This is a genomic window from Pseudomonas sp. LBUM1670, from assembly GCF_059695695.1.
In genome coordinates this window covers 1-23,871 of sequence record NZ_CP166783.1, presented here as the reverse complement: position 1 = coordinate 23,871, position 23,871 = coordinate 1, and the positions used below count along the sequence as shown (strand labels likewise).

Here is a 23,871-nt window from a genome sequence, read left to right as displayed (position 1 = left end):
GGTAACTTTCTAGTCAATAGCGACAAAGAGAAAGGGGCGCAGCTTATAGGCGAACTCTTTCTCCTCGAGGCACGCTAGGCGCACATCGGAGCGACTAACGTGCCTTGCAGAAACACACCTTGCCTATCGAGGAATCACAATCTCTTCATCTAACACGTCCGCCACACCCGGTTTAAGGGGATCGATCCAGTCCGCTTTGGCGCGTCCCCAACGGAGCAGCTCGAGTTGCTCCGCGGAAAGTTCATGACCTTCGGCGGTCCGCTCCAGCGCATTGAGATACTCACGAATGGCTTGAGCACGCCGCCAGTTCTGCGCATCGACTTCAAGCTTCGCCAGCCGCTGATTTTCCACGTCTTGTCGACGCTTTCGCTCCAGCACCGTGTCGCGAACTCGCTGACGCTCCGCGTCTTCAATCACCTGACGTTCATTGCGAACCAGAAACCCGACCGCTCTGGTAGCCATCAGGCCAACGAGTTTGTTGAGCTGTTGCTCAACCGAGTGACGATCCGAGTCGGTGATTTTTCCGCCATAACCATCATCGGCCATCACCTGAAGTCGACCGGACGGCGTGAATTGCCATTTCGGCCAGTAGCTCCAGCCGCCCTTGGCTTTTTCGACTAACTGAGCAGCTGATGGCACGTAATCTGAACGCAAGGACGGTTCATACAGGCGTAAACGCAGAGCGTCGCCAAACATCACGACCTCGACCTGGTGTTTCCCTTGCTGAACGATATACCCACGTTTCTCCAGCGCCTTCAGGAGCGTGTCCGCCACCCTCAATGCGCGACTTTGCAGCGCGCCAGATACCGAAATATTCAGCCCGTTACCGTGCGTCTGAGGCATTCCACGCTTATCAATAATCGGTCGAACTAAAGCTTCGCGAGCAGCCGCGACAACGGGATGCCACACCTTGATGCGCTCCGGTACCACAATCTGGTTTTCGGGCTGCTGCTCAAAGGTCAGTACTTGCTGAAGACGGCTATCCACAACTTCAGTGGCCTGAGCCTGAGGAGAGGGCTGCCCGACGGGGCGATACAAATAACCGGGATGGCCAGTGTATTCGCGCAGCTTGGGGCGCGGGGACACGCGCTTACCCGCCTTGACCTTGGCCCAATGACCCCGTGGCGGCGTGGGGATTTGCAGGCGTGAGCAGAGCTTTTTCAGCCCGACGTCGGACAGGCCGTATCGCGGCGCGACCGCCTGCACCGGCCCCGACCAGACTTCCTCCAGCAGCTTTGCCCGGTCATAGAGTTCCACCATTTAACTCATCCTCCGATTATGCGCAGCGCAGTTCGAATCCGCCTGCCCCCGCGCACAGCGGCACACCGGGGATAGGGGTCAGCTACCCTCGAATCACGTGCCATCTCCCAGGCTGTTGACGCCCATACCGAATTGGCCCACGTGCTGAAACAAGACTAACCCACCTTCAAATCGACACAAAACCACCAAAGGTAGTGGTTCGTGAGGAATCAGCCGGGTCGGTGATATCTCGGCAACTGGATCAATTCGGCGTCGACGCCAAAACTACGAACCACAAACTAGGTAAATCCATGTGATCAAAAATACGTCGCTAGGTAGCAAAGCATTCCATGGGGGTTCGTCTATCGGCTAGAATCCGAGCAAAGTTACCAATTGTGATGGATGATCTGATGGTCTGTTCGGTTGATAAGGCGCCAAGCTCAAACAAGGGACTTCTTTTGCTCCCCTGCGCTCATCAATATTACCCGATGGCATTAATCCAGCTCGTATTCCAATGCTGATAAAAACTAAATCTAGGAATACGGAAGAATCAGTCCACACACCAATCTTTGGACAAAAAATGAACGCTGAAGAAATCTCCCTTGAACAATTATTCGTTGAGCAGGCCGAGTATTTGGAAGATGATGTTTTTGAAAGATGGAACGCATCCCATCCTGATGAGTCATCGATTATTAAAAAATTGACAAGAGGAGGTGCAAAGCTAATATCTGGACCAAGAGGAAGCGGGAAAACTACGCTACTAAAAAAGGCATTTCGGCTTTTGCTGTCTGAGAAAGACTCATCGCTTCCCATATACGTAAACTATAAAAGATCATTATCAATTGAGCCAACATACAAATCAGGAAAAGATGGAAGTTACTGGTTTTATCAATGGCTGATACTTAAGGTATACCAAGGGGTTTATGAAACCCTTGAAAAAATACAGCCTAATTCAACTATAGAACTATCAATAACAAAAGCTCAAGCTATTGAAGCAGCAGAGCTCTTGGAAATGTCCAATTCGTCAATGGTCACCACAGAATCAGTTTCTGTTGCGCGACTAGAATCAGATATCCTTCGAGCAGTGGAAAAAACTGGTCGTTCAAGATGTGTTTTGCTGCTTGATGATGCCGCCCATGCATTTTCGCAAGATCAGCAACGCGACTTTTTTGATTTTTTCAGGCAAATAAAATCACAGTACATATCTCCGAAGGCCGCAATATATCCAGGCGTAACAAATTACTCGTCATCTTTTCATGTTGGGCACGATGCAGAGCAGGTCGACATATGGATCAAACCAGATCGAGATGAGTATTTATCGTTTATGCGAAAAATAATTGCTGCTCGTTTTGAAAAGTCCGTTGATGACATTGCATCAAACTCAGCGGGAAACCTCAACAATATTGACCTATTATGCTATGCCTCATTCGGTGTACCTCGCGCACTACTTAACATGATTCAAAGCTTAATAAGTGAAAACAACGATAACATTTTAAGCATAGATCTTAGCCGAACTGCAACCATAAGATCAGTGAAGCAGCATTACGCCGCAACATTGAAGTTATTTACTTCACTGACAAAAAAACTTCCTATATATAAAAAATTGATAGAGACTGGCGAAGTAATTCTTTCAAATTCTTTTGCCATGCTAAAAATTTACAACAAAGGAAAACCTCTAGAAAAACAGAGCGTTTCCATTGCTATTCCCGATGATGAAATGTCGCACGAACTGAGCAGAATTTTTGCCTTATTCCAATATGCCGGACTCTGTATACCTAAAGAGCAACTGATAAGCAGAGGAGAAAAAGGACGCTTTAGATTATTTACCCTTCATTACGCGGGAATTGTTGATTCAAACGCAATGATAGTAGCCAAAGCAATCAATGTACATTCATATGTGACAGCGTTCATTGAGCGAGACGCACATGAGTTCACTAGGACACGACCAAATGCTCTTTTGAAAGGCACAAAATCCGAGGACGCATTTTCGCTTTCGCTGCCTCCATGTTCAGTGTGCAAGACACCTCGCCTTTTTGAAGATTCGCAATTTTGTGCAAAGTGCGGTAGCCCGCTAACTGTGCCTTCAACTTATCTAAATCTCATTACAAGCGACATTGATGAACTGCCACTAACACCAGGCAGAGTAGCAAAGATCAAAGAGCAATCCGCTATTAGAAAGATCAAAGATATCTTAATGGATCACGAACATCGGCAACTTTTAGAAGTTGACCGTATCGGAAAAATTTGGGCTGCCAAGATTGTGAGACTTGCCGAGGAGTTCGTCGAATGAGCTGGAAGGACGCCGCATGCATGTCAATTGGAAGATATGAATGCCCAAATGTTGATGAGTTTATTGTCCAATTCGAAAAGACTAAAAGCTCTCCCATAGATACATTTTACACATCTACCTCGGAAATAATGTCAAAGGTAACTCCGGACTTCTTCGAAGTCTACGGAGCTAACTTTGCAGGTCTTATGTTTGTCGGGCTGATTTCTGCTACAGAAAACTATTTTCGCGACATACTTGGCGTCATTCTTTCGGTATGTCCGATTTCCCAGATTCACTCTGCAGATGAAAAAATTCAGCTCGGCTCATTGCTGTGGGGACCGAGAGAGCTGCATAACCGCTCTGCATTTGAGTTCATGGCTTTCTCTAATAGCAAAAACATAAAAGACACGTTTAATAACTTCACTAATCATGTCATCAAACAGGGCAGCTCATGGAATTCGATGCTACAGGAATATGATAAACTGTGCGAGTTTAGACACTCTGTGGTCCATTCTGGGAGCATCATCGCAGGAAAAAACGCCGTAAAACTTAGACTTAAGCCAAGTCGCAAAGTTATGAAGTTCGAACTTAACTATGGATTAATGCAATCTGCCGGTAGAGTTTGCACAGCATTAGTTCAAGCTGCCAATAACGAGTTATTTCAGGCTCTCGTACGACGCTGGGTTAATGAGTGGAGAGCATTTTCTTCGTGGAATCCTGAGGATAGTGAAGCTCTAATAAAGAGCGTTTACCTCGCATTCCTATCGAAAAGAGATAGAGAAAACAAAACGATACCAAGCCCCCAAAACTTTCCGACTTTCCTTGCGTCAGTCAAAGAAGAGTTTGATTTATAGTTTTGTTTGTACCACCTCATACATAAAACATATTTTATTGATCACTTCCTTAGATCGTTACTCTAGTGAAATCTGGAAACGCTCTTTCAACCGCTCGATCGTCCAGCGCCATTTAGGGGTCGTCGGACGACAGACGGTGTTCTGGTTACCGAACATACCAACCTCTTTGATGGCTTGTTCGATCGGCACTGTATGCAGCCATTCTACCGGCACGAAGTATTCTGATAGATCAGGGTCATTGATGTGCTCGGCATGGTAGGAGCCGTGCAGGGCCGCTTGCATAACCGGTATATCGATGCCGTTCTGTTTCACTGTGAAGTCCGCCGCAGCGGTGGCCAGACCGGTGACTCGGCCAACACCCACATAGCCTTGCTGCGGGATGTTCACCCATACTCGGTCGCCTGGTGCGAGCATCTTCAAGCTTTTGCTGTACCAAGTGCCACCGCCGCCACAGATAAAACCAAACGCCTGGGCATCCTGCCAAGCACGCGTGGCGCTGTGGCCGAAAGAGCAGTAGTACTCGCCATTCCAGGGTTCGCTTTGCCCGCCCGCACTTCCACTGCTGGCGTTGACCTGAGTTTCCGCCGGGTCGATCAACCAAGAACGACTGATCAGTTGCTGCTCGCCAAGCTGAAACACCTGAAAGCACAGCACGTTGATCGCGATATCCCGCTCGCTGAGATAGGCCACGATACGCTCGGTACTGGCGTCCAGCCCAGAAGCAACGATGATGATCTGGTGGCTCTGGTTGAGCGCATCCTCATCCAGTGGCATGCCGAAGCGCATGCGAAAATCGGTAGCCAGATCCGCTCCTATCTTGAAGCGCTGGTAGATAGCAGCAATGTCCTCAGCCTCTAGGCGTTCTACCCAGGAGGCATAGTCCAGTGCCTGCGCCACCACATCACGAGGTGTGCGGTCGCGCTTGAGTTCGATCAGCACCAGCGAGGCATCTGGCGCGATGGCCAGCAGGTCGATCCGTCCACCCAGCCCGGTGCTTTCCTGGCGGCCGATCAGCATCCACTCATCCGACAGTACACGTGGCGCAGTGACGATCATGTCCTCCAGCAACTGCTCGCTGGGCAGAATGCACTCTTTGAGCTGGTGGGGTTGGCCGTTAATCGTCCAGATTTGCGTCTTGATGGGCATGAGGGTGTCCTTACCTGAAATCCTTAATGACCACGCTTAGGCAGCAGATTGCTCAACCAAGGTGCTGGCCAACTGTTCGTTGAGTTGACGGGCTTGGGTTAGACGGGTTTTCAGTTGATCGCAGAGGGTCATTAACTGATCTACTTTGGCGACGATGCGGTGTTGCTCAGCCACAGGCGGAATAGGAATGGGGAACAGCCGTAAAGCGCCTAGGTTAAGGCCCTTATAGGCAATTCCTCGAAGCTGCTGATTTATTCTTCGCCAAAAATAACTCGACTGCATTGCTATCGACAGGTACTGGGCATTCAATTCTGGATTAAGTGGAACAACAGCAACCTCTCTTGCAACGTTGTAGCCCGCAAGCTTTTTGTCCACGACCGCCACACCGCCCAATGTTCCTCGGATATTAATAAGTATTTCTCCGCCCCGGAGGCGTGTCCGAACATAATCTTGCTCGATATCATGCGCCACTCTTCTTAAACCTCGTAAATCAATATATCCAGGCTTGACGTCGCTGCACCTAAGAGTAGGTACTCCGCCTTGCTTCGGCTCAGTTCCAAGCTTAATAATCCCGTATGAGATATCACGTCCCTCTTCGAGAAGATCACAGAGTTTTATCCAGTGCCATTGAGATGGAACTGAATATAGCGCGATTTTTTCATCGACTAATTTTGGTGTTTTAGTCCCAAAGCTATGAAAGTTTAGTGATTCTTCACTGAGATCTTGCGGTGCAAGCTTGCCCATCACGGCCAATTGCAGCAGAGTTTGTTTGAGGGTGTCGATGCTGGATTCGGTAATGAACAGGGTGTGGAAGTGCTCTACCAAGCGCTGCCAGCTGGTGGCGAAGTCGATGGCGTCACTGGCCTGGGTCAGGCTATCGAGCAATGCCTGCACCAGTCGGACGTGTGCGCTTTCGGCGCCGGCCTGTTGGGCTTCCAGCCGGTCACACAGGGCCATAAGTTCATCAACTTTGGCGACGATACGGTGTTGTTCGGCCTCGGGTGGGAAAGGTATAAGGAATTGAGCCAGCTTCCCAATGCTGAGTCCTTCACGCGAAACCCCTACCTGCACATCCATCACTGTCTGCTGAACCAGTTGCGAGACCAGCACCACATGAAGGAACGGTTGGGTCTCGCCTGAAACTGGCCGAATGATAGTTACGTGCTGACTTACGTTACCCGTATCGAAGTCAGTTGGAACTGCGGCGCACCGACCAATAGACGCCCCGGTTATGTTGAAAAGTAAATCACCTGCTTCAACATGGGTTCCCGACATTTTTTGGTGGGTTTCTTCAGGTATGAAAGCAACTTCATTGAGGCGAAGCCCTTCATTCCAAACGTTCTGAGACCGAAGAAATTTGACCCCATCTGCTACGTAAGCCTGTTTCCCGCCCAATGGAGTGCTTCCGGCCCCAATTTTCTTAAGCAGAGCATCAAGTCGTACCCACTCCCAATTGGCGGGCGTAGCAAATGGTTTTTCCCCTTCAGCAATTTTAGCCAGCGGCTTCTGCTTCTTGAGCTTCCCCTCAGCCACCAATCGCGCCTTTTCCTCGGCAATCCGCTTTAGCAACTCACTGGCCGGCTCATCACTCGGATCTTGCGGCACCAACTTGCCACGCACCGCCAACTCCAAAATCAGCTCGCGCAGCTTTTTGATGCCATTGGGCGCGCCGGCCAGCAGCGGGAGATTTTCGGTCAGCAACGCCGTCATACCTGGCGCTCCAGGGCTTCGGCCAGTACAGCTTTGAGCTGGTCACGCAGTTCTGTAATTTCGCCTTGCAACTGGGCGTGTTCACGCAGCAGCTCATCCGGGTCGTGGTTGATCAGCTCACCGATATGCGGGTTCTTGCAGTCCAGACTCCAATTGCGGGCCTGCAACTCTTCGACGCTGACTTTCCAGGCGAATTCATTTTCCACTCGCGCGGCAAAGCCATCGGCCTCGCTACCCCACCAAGCCTCTTCCACGGCAAACTCTTCGATGCGCATTGGGCGTGTCTTGGAGTAGTTCTTCACCCCTGCCGGGTACTGGTGTTCGTAAAACCACACGTGCTTAGTCGGTAGGCCTTTGGTGAAGAACAGCAGGTTGGTTTTAATGCCGGTGTACGGATTAAATACACCATTGGGCAGTCGAACGATGGTGTGCAGGTTGCACTCGGTCAGCAGCTTTTCCTTGATACGACTCTTGATGCCTTCACCGAACAGGAATCCATCAGGCAATACTACAGCGGCGCGACCACCGTCCTTGAGCAGTTGCATGATCAGCACCAGGAACAGGTCGGCGGTTTCGCGGGTACGGAAGGCAGCGGGGAAGTTGGTTTCGATGCCGTCTTCTTCCGTGCCACCAAACGGCGGGTTGGCGACGATGCAATGCACGCGCTCACTCGGTCCCCAGCTGATCAACGGCTTGCTCAGGGTGTTGTCGTGGCGGATCTGGCTGGGCACCTCGATGCCATGGAGGATCATGTTGGTGGTGGCCAACAGGTGCGGCAGTGGTTTTTTTTCTACGCCAAAGATGCTGGCCTGCAAGGTGCGCTCATCTTCAGCGGTTTTTACATAGCGGCTGCGCTTGTGCTCGATGGCACAGGTGAGAAAGCCACCGGTGCCACAGGCCGGGTCCATGACCTTTTCGTCCAGCTTGGGATCGACCATTCGCACCATGAATTCAGTTACAGGACGCGGGGTGTAGAACTCACCGGCGTTACCCGCGTTCTGCAGGTCACGCAGCAGTTGCTCGTAGAGGTTGCCGAACTCGTGGCGCTCCTGAGCCTTGTTAAAGTCGACGCCTTCCTGAATCTTGTTAATCACCTGGCGCAGCAGCTGGCCCGACTTCATGTAGTTGTAGGCGTCTTCGAACACACTACGCACTACGAAGGCGGAGGGGGTGGTGCTGTATTCGTGGAGGCTTTGCAGCTGCGGGAACAGGTTGTTGTCGATGAAATCCTTCAGGGTGTCGCCGGTCATGCCTTCCGGGTCGGCGGCCCAGGTGCGCCAGCGGCAGCTGTCGGGGATCGGCGAGCGGTAGTGGTCATCCATCAATTCCCATTCCATCTCGCGGTCATCAAAGATCTTCAAAAACAACAGCCAGACCAATTGGCCGATCCGCTGGGCGTCGCCATCCACACCCACGTCTTTGCGCATGATGTCCTGGATGGATTTGATAGTGCTGCTGATGGACATGGGAATCTCGCTGGCTTACTGCAAAACAGAGGGTTCAGGGCGCCGGCAGCTAGGTTCTGCCGGCGCCGAAAATACGGGGGCGGGAGCTTAACTGGCGTAGAGCTCATCTTCCAGTTCATGGATGGCTTTGTTGTAACCGGCTTTGCCGCCAAATGCCTTGACCAACTCGATGGGCGCACCGATCTGGCTGAACGGGTCGAGCTGGAGGATTTTGATGTCTTCGATATGCTCGATGCCGGTGTCGGCGTACTTATCGAGCAATGCCTCCAGCACTTGGCGCGCTGCGCCTGAATATTTGCCGAAGTAGTTGCGTTTTTTTACCTGCTCGGCGCGCTCCCTGCGAGAAAGCGCCGGCTGGTCGAAGGCCACATGGCAGACGAGGTCGAACGGGTCGAGGGCCTTTCCCTGTTTCTTTTCCACTTCCTCGGCCAGGGCTTCCCACATCACACCCTGGGTGGCCATCTCCTCGATGATCACCTTCTTCTGATCGGCATCGCTCCAGCGACGCAGAAAGTCGTCCAGCGAGGCGAACTGCTTTTGCACGCAGACACGGGTGTAGTCGTGCAGGGATTCAGTGATCAGCCGGCCATCCGGACCGTAGTACTGCACACGTTCGGCGATGACGTAGATCGGGACGCTGTCGATGATGTATTTGATGCGTTTTTTGTCATCATCACCGGTGAACTCAAGGTCGTCGATTTCTGCCGCGGTGCCAGCGGTGACGCCATCTTCATCCGTCACCAGGTCATCGGGAGGCACGGGAGACTCTTCACCTTCCGGGGCATAGATCACCACGGGGTCACCATCGAAAGCCGGATCGGCAAACAGTTCGGTGGCCTTCTTGAAGTCCATGATGGTGAACCAGTACTTGCCGAAGTCTTCGTTGATGCGGGTGCCACGCCCGATGATCTGCTTGAACTCGGTCATCGACTTGATGTGCTGGTCGAGCACGATCAGCTTGCAGGTCTGGGCATCAACGCCAGTGGTCATCAACTTGCTGGTGGTGGCAATGACTGGGTAACGCTCTTCTGGGTTGATGAAGTTGTCCAGCTCGGCTTTGCCTTCCTGTTCATCCCCGGTAATGCGCATGACGTACTTGCGGTTCTCGGCAATGCGCTCCGGGTTGAGGTTGACCAGCGCCTGGCGCATGCGCTCGGCGTGGTTGATGTCGTCGCAAAAGATGATGGTTTTCTGGAATGGATCGGTCGCCTTGAGAAACTCAGTAACCTTTTGCGCTACCAGTTGGGTGCGCGCCTCGATGACCAGAGTGCGGTCCATGTCCTTGAGGTTGTAGATGCGATCTTCGATCAGCTCGCCATTTTTGTCGAGCATGCCCTTGGGCGGCCGCCAGCCTTGTAGATCTTTGTCGAAGTCGATGCGCACCACTTTATAGGGGGCGAGGAAACCGTCTTCGATGCCCTGCTTGAGGGTGTAGCTGTACACCGGTTCACCGAAGTAGGTGATGCTGGACACCTCTTTGGTTTCCTTCGGCGTCGCGGTGAGACCGACATGGGTGGCGCTGGAAAAGTAGTCGAGAATTTCGCGCCAGGCGGAATCCTCGGCGGCGCTGCCACGGTGGCATTCGTCGATCACGATCAGGTCGAAGAAGTCGCGCGAGAACTGCTTGTAGACGTTCATTTCTTCTTCAGTGCCCGTCACGGCCTGATAGAGCGACAGGTAAATCTCGTAAGAGGTGTCGATCTGGCGTTTGACGATCTTGGTCATCGCCTGGCCGAAGGGTTTGAAGTCGTTGTTCTTGGTCTGGTCGACCAGGATGTTGCGGTCGGCCAGGAAGAGGATTCGTTTTTTCTGCTTGGACTTCCACAGCCGCCAGATGATCTGGAAGGCGGTGTAGGTCTTGCCGGTGCCGGTGGCCATGACCAAGAGGATGCGTGACTGCCCCTTGGCCACGGCCTCGACGGTACGGTTGATCGCGTTGGTTTGGTAATAACGCGGCATGCGTCCAGAGCCGTCATCGTAGTAGGGCGACTCGACCTTTTTACGGGCATCACCGTTCAAACCTTTCCATTGGCAATAGCGCTGCCACAGCTCGTCAGGGGAGGGGAACTGGTCAAGGCTCAGCTCAGTTTCGACCTGTGTACCGGTGCCGGTACGGTCGTGGAATAGAAAGCCATCGCCGTTACTGGAGAACACGAACGGTACGTCCAGTGACTCGGCATAACCGAGGGCTTGCTGCATGCCAGAGCCGATATCGTGTTTGTTGTCTTTCGCTTCTATGACAGCGATCGGCAGGTTGGCCTGGTGATAGAGAATAAAGTCGGCACGGCGGGATTCGCCACGGCTGTGCAATTTGCCACGGACGATGATGCGTCCTTTGGTAAAGCTGACTTCTTCGCGTACTTGCATCTGGATATCCCAGCCGGCTAACTGGATCGCAGGCGCGATGAACTTGGTGCAAATGTCCCGCTCGGTAAGCGACTTTTTGTCCATACCCCAATTCCCTTTCAAGCCGGCATGATCGCTCGATCCCAGCAGTGCTGACCTTATTTGATAGGCGTAAATGTACCTTGAATTGTACTGCTTGGGTGAAGTGCAGCCTGCTCCCCTCTCATGGTGCTTTAAGGCGTCGGGGGATCTCCTTGAAAACTATTCAATCATGTATAAGCAGTAGTCTGCATATCACCGGATGTCTGAATCGCCAGCCACGGGGCCGAAAGGGAGAGCCGCGTAGGTTTAAAATTCAAACCTCGAATTTCAATAATGCGCAGCCTTCCAAGACAAATAGTCGACTAATTTTTTGCTCCTGGGCCACACATATTGTCGACAGGGGGACTTCACAATGGACGGCCCTGCAACTGGCCTGAATCCATTCTCCCAAAGGTGAGGCATGACGTGTTTTGGCGGTAGGCCCAAAAAGACTGACAGCTCGGGGCCAAGTATGTATCTGCGTCTGAATCTCTCAATCGCTTTCGGGAGAACCATTTGCAAAGTACTCCTACCGCTTTTGATAGGGGTACTCCAAATGATCCCCTGCCGGACCAACGCGTAGGCGACCTCCTGCTTTACCCCTAAAAGGATCGCCGCTTTGCAGACGGTAATCCCGGGGAAATCCGAGGGTTTCTGAAAGACATTCCACATCCACTTCTTCAGAGCCTGGGTATTGATTAACCAATGCCCCAACATAACCTTGCCATCACCATCTGAAAAAGCTTGAAGCTGGCCGGCCTGAATCGCTTTGATCAGCTCTACCAAGCCTCCACCCGCTGGAAGGTGGTGCTTAGCGAGGTAGTTGACCGTAACAAAACCACTTCCCGTTGCAGGCTCAATACTTTCTAGTCTCAAAGTGTTAATAGAATCGACATCTATCAGCCAGTTTTCGCCATGCTTTGGCCTGCCGCCATAGAACCGGAGCATCCCCGAGCGAATCAACTGTCGAACTCTATCCAGATTGATATGTAGCAGCTTTGCCGCTTGCCTCATGTTGACTGAGCCCTGCATGCGTAAAGAAAGCTCTCGAAGCTGGACTACATCAATGACCTTCAATTTACGGCCGCATGAGTGAACAATCTCCCTAGAATCGAGTTCTCCATGATCATGCAATCGCTTGACAAAAGATCTTAGCAAGCCCGTCAATCTTGCAGCCTCGTCGATGGAAACCCAGCGATGATCCTGGATCGTTTTTTCGCTGAGGTAACGATTTCTCCTGGATATTGGTGCCTGCCATTCATCCTTAACGTAAGACTCAAATTCGGTACGAACAAAGTTGAAGCAGGGGGCCACTAGATCATGATGAATGTCTCCGTAGATTGGTCCAAATGCTGATGCAAGCTTCCAATCCTTTTCATTGGATCTTGTATCCCTGAGATCGCTGAGCAAATCCCGAAATGCCCGCGGCCAATTCTCGAGAATTTGGCCGGCTGCCTGCGCTAAATGTCGAGAAACCTCAAGCGACCCAGAGCCTGCCACTTTCAGTGGCTTTGTGCAGTCCGATCGCACGCTTCTCACGGCGAGGCGGGACGACAAAACATGTAGCTGTTCATAGGTAAGGGCATCCAAGCCAGAGCTTCCGAGCTTGAAGTTATCGTGCAAACTTGTTTCAAGTGCAGAGGTCATCCAAGCGGAATGGCTATCAGCAGCGGGGATCACCACAATCTTTTCAGAGAGGAGATAGCCACAAGACTTACAGCTATTTGCCAACATAGCGCCATGATTGATCTTCACAGAACAGCCAGGGCATCTGTCCTGTAACTGAACGCCATGCAACGAACATGTCGTCACCAACGTCAAATCCCAGGTTTCTTTCCAGTAGGCGCTCTCAGCCAAGCAGCAGGCGCAATACCTCTTGTGACGCAATGACCAGACCTTTAACGCCTTGGTTTTTGGATGCCGGAGCTCTTCGGACACCGCTGGCCAGCTCATCGGCAGCTCAAAGCTGCGGAACCAGTCTTCGATGTCGTCCTCCTTTGCCTGCTCAAAGGCTTTGATCAGCTCGTTTCCCATTAAGCCATTGGCACCCGCCAATCGCTGTAAATACCCTAACAAGCTCTCATCGCTCTGAGGCTGTGGGTTGATTAAAAGACCAAACATTCCTGTATATCCGTGAGAACAGTGAGGTACCGAAGGGTTTCTGTAGAGGAGGGAGGCCGGGGTATCTCCCCGGCCTTCTCTTTAGGCCGCGATCAAGTCGAATTTTTCGAACGGCTCATGAAATCCAATCAGAGGCTTGAAGTTAAAGCTGATACTGAATGGATTTCGCTGGTCTGTTGCTTTGCTCCACACCTCATCCAAAAACGCTTCGGCTAGGACATACAGATTTATGCCTTCGAGCTCTCGATGCTGGACGAGCCAAACAGCTCGATCCAGAATTTTGATCAAGTAGTCAATCAAGCCAAATGAAGCCATGTGAAAGCGCCTTAACAACTGAGGCTCCGTAAAACTGATGGCCTTAACCGGCAATAGGCTAGCGATCACCTCGAGAAGCATTGAAAACTGCGCCGATGTGCATTCGGCATAGCTGAACCGGTTGTAATCAACCGTCGCAGAAAACCTTCGTCGCAGTTGCTCGTTCGCCCATAGCAGGCCCTCGGTTCGCTTCAACCCGACGAGTACGAAGGTGATGCTGGTTTCGTTCATCAGGCTCTTGATCCAATCCGCGGCTTCATGCGCATCGTTGCGTCGGTAATCCACCAAATGTTGGGCTTCGTCGAGCACCACGACTTCAACCCCAAGATTGGTCATGAGTAGAATAATGCGAGCGAACTTGACCTCCGCGGAATGACCGCGAGCATCCGCGTACGGATCCTTTAGTGCTGTCAGCATCGCTGTCGCCAAGTTTTTCTTGGTGGGTGACGAGGGAATCTCAACCACCAAGACCGTCCGCTTCCCGGACTCCGGAGGTTCCGCCGCTTTCAATTCCCTGACGTACTCCTTGATCAAGGTGCTTTTCCCCACCCCGCTCGGACCTTGGATGACTAAGCCCTTGCTCGCCCCGGTACGTCGAGTATCACCGTGAACCTCACTCAAGCGCGTCAAGGCTCGCTCGGCTTGGGGGCTGTGAATGAAATGGTGACGCAGAGAGAAGGGAGGGATACTTTGTTCTATAGCGTTCATGGTCGATCACCTCCTGATGGTGGACGGTAGGAAACCTTGAAGGAGGAGGGTGCCTCTGGCGGCGTGAATGACCTATCAACCCACTCCATCTCAGCAACGACAACCGGAGGGGTGTCCGCGTCGGCCTTACGGCCCTCTCTGTCCAACTTGACCCGCGCTGCTTCCCGACGCACTCGCAGTTTCTGAGAACGGCGAGCTTCGTCAATGTCTTCGCGCAGCTCTTGGTAGCAACGATGAAGTTCGTCAAAGCTTGGTTGCTCTCCTCCGGCATCTCTAAGCGCTTTCTGGGCCGCTTTCCACATTTCTCGGCTCTTACCAATCAACCGCTTGTCCTTCACCGGGACCTGGAGAAATACGTTTCTAAACCGGTCATGAACCCAAACATGCCCAGCTTCGTCTCGATAACGAACATTTACCTTCTCATCAGGCGTTAAGAGCATTCTCAACTGAGCGAGCTCAGCCGAGTGGTAACCGATGCTGTCAACTTCAATTCCATAGTGATGAACCTTAACGGGGGTTCGTCGAGCAAGAATGCATTCAAGGGCGTCGAGATCCACAGGTAGTCTGACCAGCGTCTGAGCCTCATCAGTTGCCCAGACTTGGGCGGGAGTCCTCTTTTTAAGGCCTCGGTGCGGCGTTTGGTGGTAACCATCAACGATCCATTTAACGACTACGGCTTCCAGCTGCGATAAGGTGAAGCAGGCGTGTTTTTCGGACTTATAATCTCCTCTCTCCTGGATATTGGAGAATGTTGTACCCGGGAGGTTGTGGATAAGTCCCAGATTCTGAGTGCTAAAAAAGCGCTCGACCGCGCCCTTCATTTCAGGAGCCCTGGAGGCGGGATACATTATCTCGATGCCTAGATCGTTGAACCCCAAAATCAAATCATCAGCGTGAAATTCGGCAGCATTGTCCGGAACGATCCGAGCCGGCATACCATGGGCTCGCCACTCATTCTTCACTTTCGGAAAGCGTTGCAACAGTTCTGCTTTGGGGCGGATCGAACGCTCAATGACTCGTAGAACAGATTCTGTGTTTGGCGCAGACAGGTGGAGGAGGTACCCCATGATCATTCGAGAGTACCTATCTAACACTATCGTTAGGTACGGTCGTCCGATAACCAAACCGGTCTCCTCGTCCACGAGCAGGACATCCAATAGGGTGTGATCAATCTCCCACCTCTCGAGGATCTGATTTACCTGGAGCACACCCGCTGCCACACGGTGCTTTTTATTAGCGGCATGCTTACCGAGTCGAGCAACATCCACCAAGTAGGGATCTAGCTTGGCAATGTATCTGCGGACGGTCATGTCGCTGGGGAGAATGAACTGTTCAGAGGGCAACCGTTCCCGATTAAGGGCCTCAAGTCTGAGATGGTATTCACCTATGACCTTTGAAACTTTTGGCCGAGTGTCTTTTAGATAATGTTCATCAATGACACTCTCCAGTATGCCTTCAAGCTCACCTGTAATGGCGGCTGAACGGCCTTTTTTGTTATGCTGGGGTATCAACTTTATAACATTTTTTCCAATGTATCTTGATGCCCACCGCCTGACGGTAGATATTGAAGGAGCGAATGAATCGCCTATTTTTGTTGCTATTTTTTTCAATTCTTCCAACATGATTTCATCACTCGGCAATTTCGATTTGTCTTTCCCCATGACACCCTCAAGATACTGGCGACGACGCAAGGCTTCTTGACTTTGAGCAGGTGGAAAGCACGTAAGATCAGGCGCTACGTTCCGTACGAATGGCACCTCTCCAAGAAATGGCTGGTCCGCGCAAATTTCAATTTCACGCTTTTCGTAACCACGGTAGAACTCGGCGTCTGTTAACTTCGTCGGTTCACCTAATTCATCAAAAAATAGCAGTCGACGATCAACTAATCGCCTTTGTAGAACCATATAAACGCCCTGTATCGATATGGCTAACTTTGCTTTAATTGAAAATATCTGCATGACGATGACCTCCAGTTAAGAATATTTCTGAGCAGATGCTGATAGTCTTTTCAAGATCAACTCCGACAATACCTAACCCCAGTAGACGCCAAGCCTCCATATCACCAAAAATCGCAGTAAGTTCTCCAAAAGTCTTCGGGTCGTGCAGATCTAGAAGTTCGCCTACTTCATCGATCTGAGAATTCGAAAGCATGGGTCCCCGACGGTGATACATCAGTTGCTGAAGATTCTTAGCCAACGGTTCGCGGTGAATGAGATCATTCTTAACGACAGAAAAATTGCGCTTACTGGCGGCGAAATGGTCCTTCGCGGCGACCATCTTTTGCTTGATGCTGGCAATCAAAAGCTTCTTTTGTGGCTTCACTTCGAACCACCATTCCCTGCCATCCATGAGAAAAACACGAAGGTCTGGAAAATATTTCATGGATACCAGCCCAACCGTTAAGGTCTCCTGGCTAGGCTGTATGCCGTAACTACGGACCTGTGGCGATAGCTCCAGAAGCCGAAAAAAACAACCCTCTAGCTGAGATTCCCAAGCCATAGGCTTGCCGTTTTTCAAGGAAGGAAAGTAGCCTCTGAAATGGCAAGAACGCCTGGTGATAACCTTTCGCACTGACATCGAACACCTCCAACAATCCAAAGACGAACGCCGTCGCTACACCTAAAAATTCAGGTGCAGAGCGGAGCTCTGAGAGGTTTTTCGACAGGCAACACTTCCCCGTCGAGCGCCCTCGCTGAAGTCGATTTTTTGGGAGAGGATTGACAAGCGCCGAAAAAAGGCAGAAATTGCGCGAGATCTGACGCAAGAAGTACCTGGTTGTGGCGCTGTCAAAACCTCTGGTTTGGCAGTATCTACATTTCTCGATGCCTCCTTATGGGATCGTTGACGAAAGCAGCCATGCTCTTGAACCTCTATTTTCCAGATAGATGTCCACAGCAGAAGCTGTTACCGGTGGCCGTTAGGAACTTGCTCCAACAAGTTTACGTAAACGGCTGATTTTGTTGGTGCGCTCTTACGACGTAAGAGCGTGCCAGATTTTACTCCTACCATTCGTCTTTCTCTACGAATATTTCCTCGATAAGACTTGACTTTCTCCTTATGTGTTCGTGTTATCGGATTTGATTTCGATACTTTCAGTATTAGCTTGCGCGCAAACTTTTCCCATTTCCGCTTCATAATTCGGCCCGACCACTCGCTCTACTCCTGCTCGCTATAGCGCCCAGACCCTTATTCCTTGCTAGAGCACGCTTTCCTTGGAATGCCTATGAGTTAGCGTCCCCTTTCTTTGCTCCCACGTATCAACTGGAGGGCATGGAACTGAGCACCTAGCAGGCACAAAAAAGCCCGCGAGTGCGGGCTTAACGGTGACCGGCGGAAACCAAGCATCGGGCCCGGCCGGTCATCTATTTGTGAAAACGGTCAGGTATTCTGTGAACCGACACGGGATCAGAAATCCAGGTTGGAAACCGCCAAGGCATTACTTTCGATGAAGTCACGACGTGGTTCGACCGCATCACCCATCAGGGTGTTGAAGATCTGGTCCGCGCCAATGGCGTCTTCGATGGTCACTTTGAGCATCCGGCGCTGGCTTGGGTCCATGGTGGTTTCCCACAGCTGATCCGGGTTCATCTCACCCAGACCTTTGTATCGCTGGATGGTGTGACGCTTGGTGCTTTCGGCCATCAGCCATTCAAGGGCTTCCTTGAACTCGGTGACCGGCTTCTTGCGCTCGCCACGCTGGATATACGCGCCGTCGTCCAGCAAGGAGCTCAGTTGAGCGCCCAGGGAGACAACGGTCTTGTAATCGTTGCTGCCGAAGAAGTCGCGGTTGAACGTCACGTAGTTCGACAGGCCGTGGGAGATCAGTTCGACCTCTGGCAGCCAGACGTTACGTTCACGGTCTTCACGCAAGCTGGCCTTGTAGACCAGACCCGACTTCTCGACGGTGCGCAGGCGAACTTCATACTTGGCCAGCCAATCCTGCATCGCTGCGTGATCGGACAGCTGCTCCATGCTCACCGCTGGCAGGTAGATGAAGTGCTCGGTCAATTCCTGTGGGTACAGGCGCGACAGACGCTTGAGGGTCTTCATCACCAGACGGAAGTCGTTCACCAGGCGCTCAAGGGCTTCGCCGGAGATACCCGGGGCTTCCTCGTTCAGGTGCAGGCTCGCGTCTTCCAGGGCCGACTGCGTCATGTACTCTTCCATGGCGTCGTCGTCTTTGATGTATTGCTCTTGCTTGCCTTTCTTGACTTTGTATAGCGGTGGCTGAGCGATATAGATGTAGCCACGCTCGATCAGCTCTGGCAACTGACGGAAGAAGAACGTCAGCAGCAGGGTACGGATGTGCGAACCGTCGACGTCAGCATCGGTCATGATGATGATGTTGTGGTAGCGCAGCTTGTCGATGTTGTACTCGTCGCGGCCGATGCCGCAGCCCAGCGCGGTGATCAAGGTGCCCACTTCTTGCGAAGAGATCATCTTGTCGAAGCGCGCCTTCTCGACGTTCAGGATCTTGCCTTTCAGCGGCAGGATGGCTTGGGTCCGACGGTTACGTCCCTGCTTGGCGGAACCGCCAGCAGAGTCACCTTCCACGAGGTACAGTTCGGAGAGGGCAGGGTCTTTTTCCTGGCAGTCAGCCAGTTTGCCCGGCAGGCCAGCGATGTCCAGCGCGCCTTTACGACGGGTCATCTCACGGGCTTTACGCGCCGCTTCACGCGCGCGTGCCGCGTCGATCATCTTGCCGACGACCAGTTTGGCTTCGTTCGGGTTTTCCAGCAGGAAGTCGGAGAAGTACTTGCCCATTTCCTGTTCGACCGCGGTCTTCACTTCGGAAGAAACCAGCTTGTCTTTGGTCTGGGAGCTGAACTTCGGATCCGGCACCTTCACCGAGATAATCGCGGTCAAGCCTTCACGGGCGTCATCACCGGTGGTGGCGACCTTGTGCTTCTTGGCCAGGCCTTCAGCTTCGATGTAGGTGTTCAGGTTACGCGTCAGTGCGGAACGGAAACCTACCAGGTGAGTACCACCATCGCGCTGCGGAATGTTATTGGTGAAGCACAACAGGTTCTCGTTGAAGCTGTCGTTCCACTGCAGGGCGATTTCAACGCCGATGCCGTCTTCACGCTGGATGTTGAAGTGGAACACCTGGTTGACCGGGGTCTTGTTGGTGTTCAGGTATTCAACGAACGCACGCAGGCCACCTTCGTACTTGAACAGCTCTTCCTTGCCGCTGCGCTCGTCCTTGAGGACGATACCGACACCGGAGTTGAGGAAAGACAGTTCACGAATCCGCTTGGCCAGGATGTCCCAGCTGAAGTGGATGTTCTTGAAGGTTTCAGCCGAAGGCTTGAAGTGAATCTGGGTGCCGGTGGTTTCGCTCTCGCCAACGATCTTCATTGGCTCTTGCGGAACACCGTGGACGTAAGTCTGTTCCCAGATCTTGCCGCTACGGCGCACGGTCAGGATCAGTTCTTTGGACAGTGCGTTCACAACCGACACACCTACACCGTGCAGACCGCCGGATACTTTGTAGGAGTTGTCGTCGAACTTACCGCCGGCGTGCAGCACGGTCATGATGACCTCGGCTGCCGAGACGCCTTCTTCTTTGTGCACGTCTACCGGGATGCCACGGCCGTTGTCGCGAACGGTGATGGATTCGTCCGGGTGGATGATGATGCTGATGTCGTCGCAGTGGCCGGCCAAAGCTTCGTCGATCGAGTTATCGACCACCTCGAACACCATGTGGTGCAGACCGCTGCCATCGTCGGTGTCACCAATGTACATACCGGGACGTTTGCGTACGGCATCCAGGCCTTTCAGCACTTTAATGCTCGTTGAGTCGTACGTATTTTCTTCGCTCAATGCCTTCACTCCCGATGGTCGTGGGTCTGGGTGATACGGCCCTGTTCCACGTGGAACAGGGCGACTGGCGTTTCCGTCTGCCAGCCTTCCCTCAATAATTCGTGATCTACACAGGTGATAAACACCTGGCAGCGTAAGTCTTCCAGCAAGCGGCAAAGCGCGCGGCGGTGCTGCTCGTCCAGTTCGGACGGCAAGTCATCCACCAGATAAATACACTGGCCGCGTCGGGCCTGGCTGACCAGGTGCCCTTGAGCAATCCGCAATGCACAGACCACCAACTTCTGCTGTCCGCGGGACAAGATGTCTGCGGCGTTATGCGCGCCCAATCTGAGACGCAAATCAGCGCGTTGTGGTCCGGCCTGGGTATGACCCAATTGCTGATCCCGTTGAAGGGACCCGGCGAGCACTGCACTCAACTCGCGGTCCTTGTCCCAGCCTCGGTAATAGCTGAGCGTCAAACCCTCAAGCTCAACCAGTTCGCTCAAGGTTTGTTCAAAGACTGGTTTCAAGGCTTTGATATAAGCACGGCGGTATTCATCAATTTCAGCGCTGGCCTGGCACAGTTCTCTGTCCCAAACCGCTTGCGAAACGGCGTCAAGTGTACCATGCCGCAGCCAAGAGTTTCTCTGGCGCAGGGCCTTCTGCAAGCGCTGCCAGGTTGACATGAATCGCGGTTCCACGTGGAACACGCCCCAGTCGAGAAACTGCCGGCGAATCTTCGGGGCGCCTTCAAGCAGGCGGAAGCTGTCAGGGTTAATCAGTTGTAGCGGCAGGATTTCAGCCAGTTGCGCGGCGCTACGGGCGTTTTGCCCGTCGATGCGAATCTGGAACTCACCTTGGCGGTCGCGCGATATTCCCAATGCACTATGCCCGCCCTCAGCCAACTCGACTTGACCAAACACCGTGCACGCCAGTTGCTCGTACTGAATGACCGGCAGCAGGCGGGCGCTACGAAACGAACGGGCAAGCCCCAGCAGGTGAATGGCTTCCAGAACACTGGTTTTGCCGCTGCCGTTGGCGCCGTAAAGAATGTTGATGCGGGGAGAGGGGGAGAAGGTCACCGGGTGCAGATTGCGCACCGCGGTGACCGAGACGCGACTTAAAGACATCTAGCTTCTGCTAAGCATGATTACAGACGCATCGGCATGACAACGTAGGCCGAGTCGTCGTTGTCGGACTCTTGCACCAGCGCACTGCTGTTGGAGTCGGACAAGATCAGGCGAACCTGCTCAGTGGTCATCACGCCCAGCACGTCGAGCAAGTAGCTCACGTTGAAACCGATTTCCAGATTACCGCCGTTGTATTCAACGCCGACTTCTTCTTCCGCTTCTTCCTGCTCCGGGTTGTTGGCCTGAATTTTCAACTGACCATTGGCCAATTGCAGACGAATACCACGGTACTTCTCGTTGGACAGAATCGCCGTACGGCTGAACGCTTCACGCAGCGCCTGACGGTCGCCGAGTACCAGCTTGTCGCCGCCCTTGGGCAGAACACGCTCGTAGTCCGGGAATTTACCGTCGACCAGTTTCGAGGTGAAGGTGAACTCGCCAGTGGTAGCGCGGATGTGATGTTGACCCAAAACGATGCTGACGATGCCGTCCGGCTCGGTCAGCAAGCGCGCCAACTCAAGGATACCCTTGCGCGGCACGATGACCTGGTGGCGATCCGGCTGACCGATGTCGGCCTGCATCGAGCACATGGCCAGACGGTGACCGTCGGTGGCCACGGCGCGGATGATACCGGCCGAGACTTCCAGCAGCATGCCATTGAGGTAGTAACGCACGTCCTGCTGGGCCATGGCGAAGCTGGTGCGTTCGATCAGACGACGCAGTTTGCTCTGCTCCAGGCTGCACGTCAGCGAACCTGGGCCTTCTTCAACAGTCGGGAAATCGTTGGCCGGCAGGGTCGACAGGGTGAAGCGGCTACGGCCAGCCTTCACCACCAGCTTCTGCTCGTCGACCTTGATGTCGATCAGCGCGTCGTTCGGCAGGCTCTTGCAGATGTCCATCAGTTTGCGCGCAGGCACAGTGATGGAACCCGGATCAGCAGGCTCTTCGAGTTGTACACGACCGACCAGCTCGACTTCCAGGTCAGTACCGGTCAGCGACAGTTGCTGGCCTTCGACAACCAGCAGCACGTTGGAGAGCACCGGCAAGGTCTGTCGGCGCTCGACGACACCTGCGACCAGTTGCAGGGGTTTCAACAGGGCTTCGCGTTGAATGGTGAAATGCATGGTCTAGTCCCTTGCCTTAATAAGCTGCGCTGGTATGCATCAAGTGGTCAGTGTACGCAGCAGGTTCTTGTAGTCCTCGCGGATGTCCGCGTCGGATTCCTTAAGTTCGTTGATCTTGCGGCAGGCGTGCAAAACGGTCGTATGGTCGCGGCCGCCAAACACATCGCCGATTTCCGGCAGGCTGTGGTTAGTCAACTCTTTGGACAACGCCATGGCAACCTGACGCGGACGAGCGACCGAGCGCGAACGACGCTTGGACAGCAGGTCGGAAATCTTGATCTTGTAGTATTCGGCGACAGTGCGCTGAATGTTATCCACAGAGACCAGTTTGTCCTGCAACGCCAGCAGGTCTTTCAAGGATTCGCGGATCAGCTCGATGGTGATATCGCGGCCCATGAAGTGTGAGTGGGCGATCACGCGTTTGAGCGCGCCTTCCAGCTCACGGACGTTGGAGCGAATACGCTGGGCGATGAAGAATGCCGCATCGTGGGGCAGATCGACTTTGGCCTGGTCGGCCTTTTTCATCAGGATCGCCACGCGGGTTTCCAGCTCCGGCGGCTCGACGGCTACCGTCAGGCCCCAGCCGAAGCGGGATTTGAGGCGCTCTTCAAGCCCTTCGATTTCTTTCGGATAGCGGTCACTGGTGAGAATGACCTGCTGGCCACCTTCGAGCAGGGCGTTGAAAGTGTGGAAAAACTCTTCCTGTGAACGTTCCTTGCGGGCGAAGAACTGAATGTCATCGATCAGCAACGCATCCACCGAACGGTAGAAGCGCTTGAACTCGTTGATCGCATTCAGTTGCAGCGCTTTGACCATGTCGGCCACGAAACGCTCCGAATGCAGGTACACGACCTTGGCATTCGGGTTCTTCTTTAATAGATGGTTACCCACAGCGTGCATCAAGTGGGTTTTACCCAAGCCAACGCCGCCATAAAGGAAGAGCGGGTTGTAACCGTGCTTGGGATTGTCCGCTACCTGCCAGGCGGCTGCGCGGGCCAGTTGGTTGGACTTACCTTCGACGAAGTTCTCGAAGGTGAAAGTGCGGTTCAGGTAGCTGGTGTGCTTGAGCGCACCTTCGACCTGCACCGTGCGCTGCTCGGAACGCACCGGGGCCTGTTGAGAACTCGCACCTGCCATCGGGTCGAAACTGTCGCGCGACGGCTCTTCACTGACTTCAGCAACTTTCTGTGTCGAACGCTTGGTCGGCGTGGCCATCGGGGCGGGCACCGAAGCACTGACAGGCGCTTGAGCCGCCTGTGCCTGGGACGCGGCTGCAGCCAGTGGGGCATTCGGAGCGGCACGCGGCGCCGAACTGCGTTTGCTGCCTATTAATAAGGAGAGCGCGGGCGCCATGCCGTTGCCGTGCTCATCAAGCAGTTCAAGGACGCGGCCCAGGTACTTTTCATTGACCCAGTCGAGAACAAAACGATTCGGCGCGTAGACACGCAACTCGTCGCCTTCGGCTTCGACCTGTAGTGGACGGATCCAAGTGTTGAATTGTTGGGCAGGCAGCTCATCGCGCAAAAGCTCCACGCACTGCTGCCAAAGTTCCACTGACAC

15 protein-coding genes are annotated in these 23,871 nt (G+C 53.1%); 2 read left to right on the top strand and 13 right to left on the bottom strand.

Features of this window, described 5'->3' with window-relative positions:
• Positions 1-123 precede the first annotated feature (123 nt).
• On the bottom strand, positions 124-1,260 hold the full coding sequence (locus ACA073_RS00075; RefSeq protein ID WP_497400689.1) for a hypothetical protein: 1,137 nt from the start codon (positions 1,258-1,260) through the stop codon (positions 124-126).
• Positions 1,261-1,819: 559 nt separating this feature from the next.
• Here ACA073_RS00075 and ACA073_RS00070 point away from each other — a divergent pair.
• The gene (locus tag ACA073_RS00070) at positions 1,820-3,529 is read left to right on the top strand and encodes a P-loop NTPase fold protein (protein WP_497400687.1); all 1,710 of its coding nucleotides are present in this window, start codon (positions 1,820-1,822) and stop codon (positions 3,527-3,529) included.
• Complete coding sequence (locus ACA073_RS00065) at positions 3,526-4,362, top strand: hypothetical protein (protein WP_497400685.1); 837 nt, start codon at positions 3,526-3,528, stop codon at positions 4,360-4,362. The genes ACA073_RS00070 and ACA073_RS00065 overlap by 4 nt, the downstream gene beginning before the upstream one ends.
• 57 nt (positions 4,363-4,419) lie before the next feature.
• Here the strand turns inward: ACA073_RS00065 and ACA073_RS00060 are convergent, their stop codons facing one another.
• From ACA073_RS00060 to dnaA, 12 genes are all read right to left on the bottom strand, one after another.
• Entirely contained in the window at positions 4,420-5,508 is a 1,089-nt protein-coding gene (locus tag ACA073_RS00060) for a DUF8606 domain-containing protein (RefSeq protein WP_497400683.1), read from the bottom strand.
• 36 nt (positions 5,509-5,544) lie between these two features.
• Positions 5,545-7,218 carry a restriction endonuclease subunit S gene (locus ACA073_RS00055; RefSeq protein ID WP_497400682.1) on the bottom strand — a complete coding sequence of 558 codons (1,674 nt, stop codon included), beginning with the start codon at positions 7,216-7,218 and terminating at the stop codon, positions 5,545-5,547.
• Positions 7,215-8,684 (bottom strand): N-6 DNA methylase, encoded by a 1,470-nt coding sequence (locus tag ACA073_RS00050; RefSeq protein ID WP_497400680.1) that lies wholly within the window; start codon positions 8,682-8,684, stop codon positions 7,215-7,217. The genes ACA073_RS00055 and ACA073_RS00050 overlap by 4 nt, the downstream gene beginning before the upstream one ends.
• 87 nt (positions 8,685-8,771) lie before the next feature.
• Positions 8,772-11,135, bottom strand: a complete 2,364-nt coding sequence (gene hsdR / locus ACA073_RS00045; RefSeq protein WP_497400678.1) for an EcoAI/FtnUII family type I restriction enzme subunit R — start codon at positions 11,133-11,135, stop codon at positions 8,772-8,774.
• A 264-nt stretch (positions 11,136-11,399) separates the two neighbouring features.
• Positions 11,400-13,232 (bottom strand): TniQ family protein, encoded by a 1,833-nt coding sequence (locus tag ACA073_RS00040; protein ID WP_497400676.1) that lies wholly within the window; start codon positions 13,230-13,232, stop codon positions 11,400-11,402.
• Between the two features lie 81 nt (positions 13,233-13,313).
• Positions 13,314-14,255, bottom strand: coding sequence for a TniB family NTP-binding protein (locus ACA073_RS00035; protein WP_497400674.1), 942 nt, complete (start codon positions 14,253-14,255; stop codon positions 13,314-13,316).
• Positions 14,252-16,213, bottom strand: coding sequence for a TnsB C-terminal domain-containing protein (locus ACA073_RS00030; RefSeq protein WP_497400672.1), 1,962 nt, complete (start codon positions 16,211-16,213; stop codon positions 14,252-14,254). The genes ACA073_RS00035 and ACA073_RS00030 overlap by 4 nt, the downstream gene beginning before the upstream one ends.
• Entirely contained in the window at positions 16,194-16,772 is a 579-nt protein-coding gene (locus ACA073_RS00025) for a TnsA endonuclease N-terminal domain-containing protein (RefSeq protein ID WP_497400670.1), read from the bottom strand. Before ACA073_RS00025 ends, ACA073_RS00030 begins: the two co-directional genes overlap by 20 nt.
• A gap of 888 nt (positions 16,773-17,660) precedes the next feature.
• Positions 17,661-20,078, bottom strand: a complete 2,418-nt coding sequence (gene gyrB / locus ACA073_RS00020) for a DNA topoisomerase (ATP-hydrolyzing) subunit B (protein WP_497400668.1) — start codon at positions 20,076-20,078, stop codon at positions 17,661-17,663.
• Positions 20,079-20,083: 5 nt separating this feature from the next.
• The gene (gene recF / locus ACA073_RS00015; RefSeq protein WP_497400666.1) at positions 20,084-21,187 is read right to left on the bottom strand and encodes a DNA replication/repair protein RecF; all 1,104 of its coding nucleotides are present in this window, start codon (positions 21,185-21,187) and stop codon (positions 20,084-20,086) included.
• A 20-nt stretch (positions 21,188-21,207) separates the two neighbouring features.
• On the bottom strand, positions 21,208-22,311 hold the full coding sequence (dnaN, locus tag ACA073_RS00010; protein ID WP_017341709.1) for a DNA polymerase III subunit beta: 1,104 nt from the start codon (positions 22,309-22,311) through the stop codon (positions 21,208-21,210).
• Between the two features lie 39 nt (positions 22,312-22,350).
• Positions 22,351-23,871 (bottom strand): chromosomal replication initiator protein DnaA, encoded by a 1,521-nt coding sequence (dnaA, locus tag ACA073_RS00005; protein ID WP_497400665.1) that lies wholly within the window; start codon positions 23,869-23,871, stop codon positions 22,351-22,353.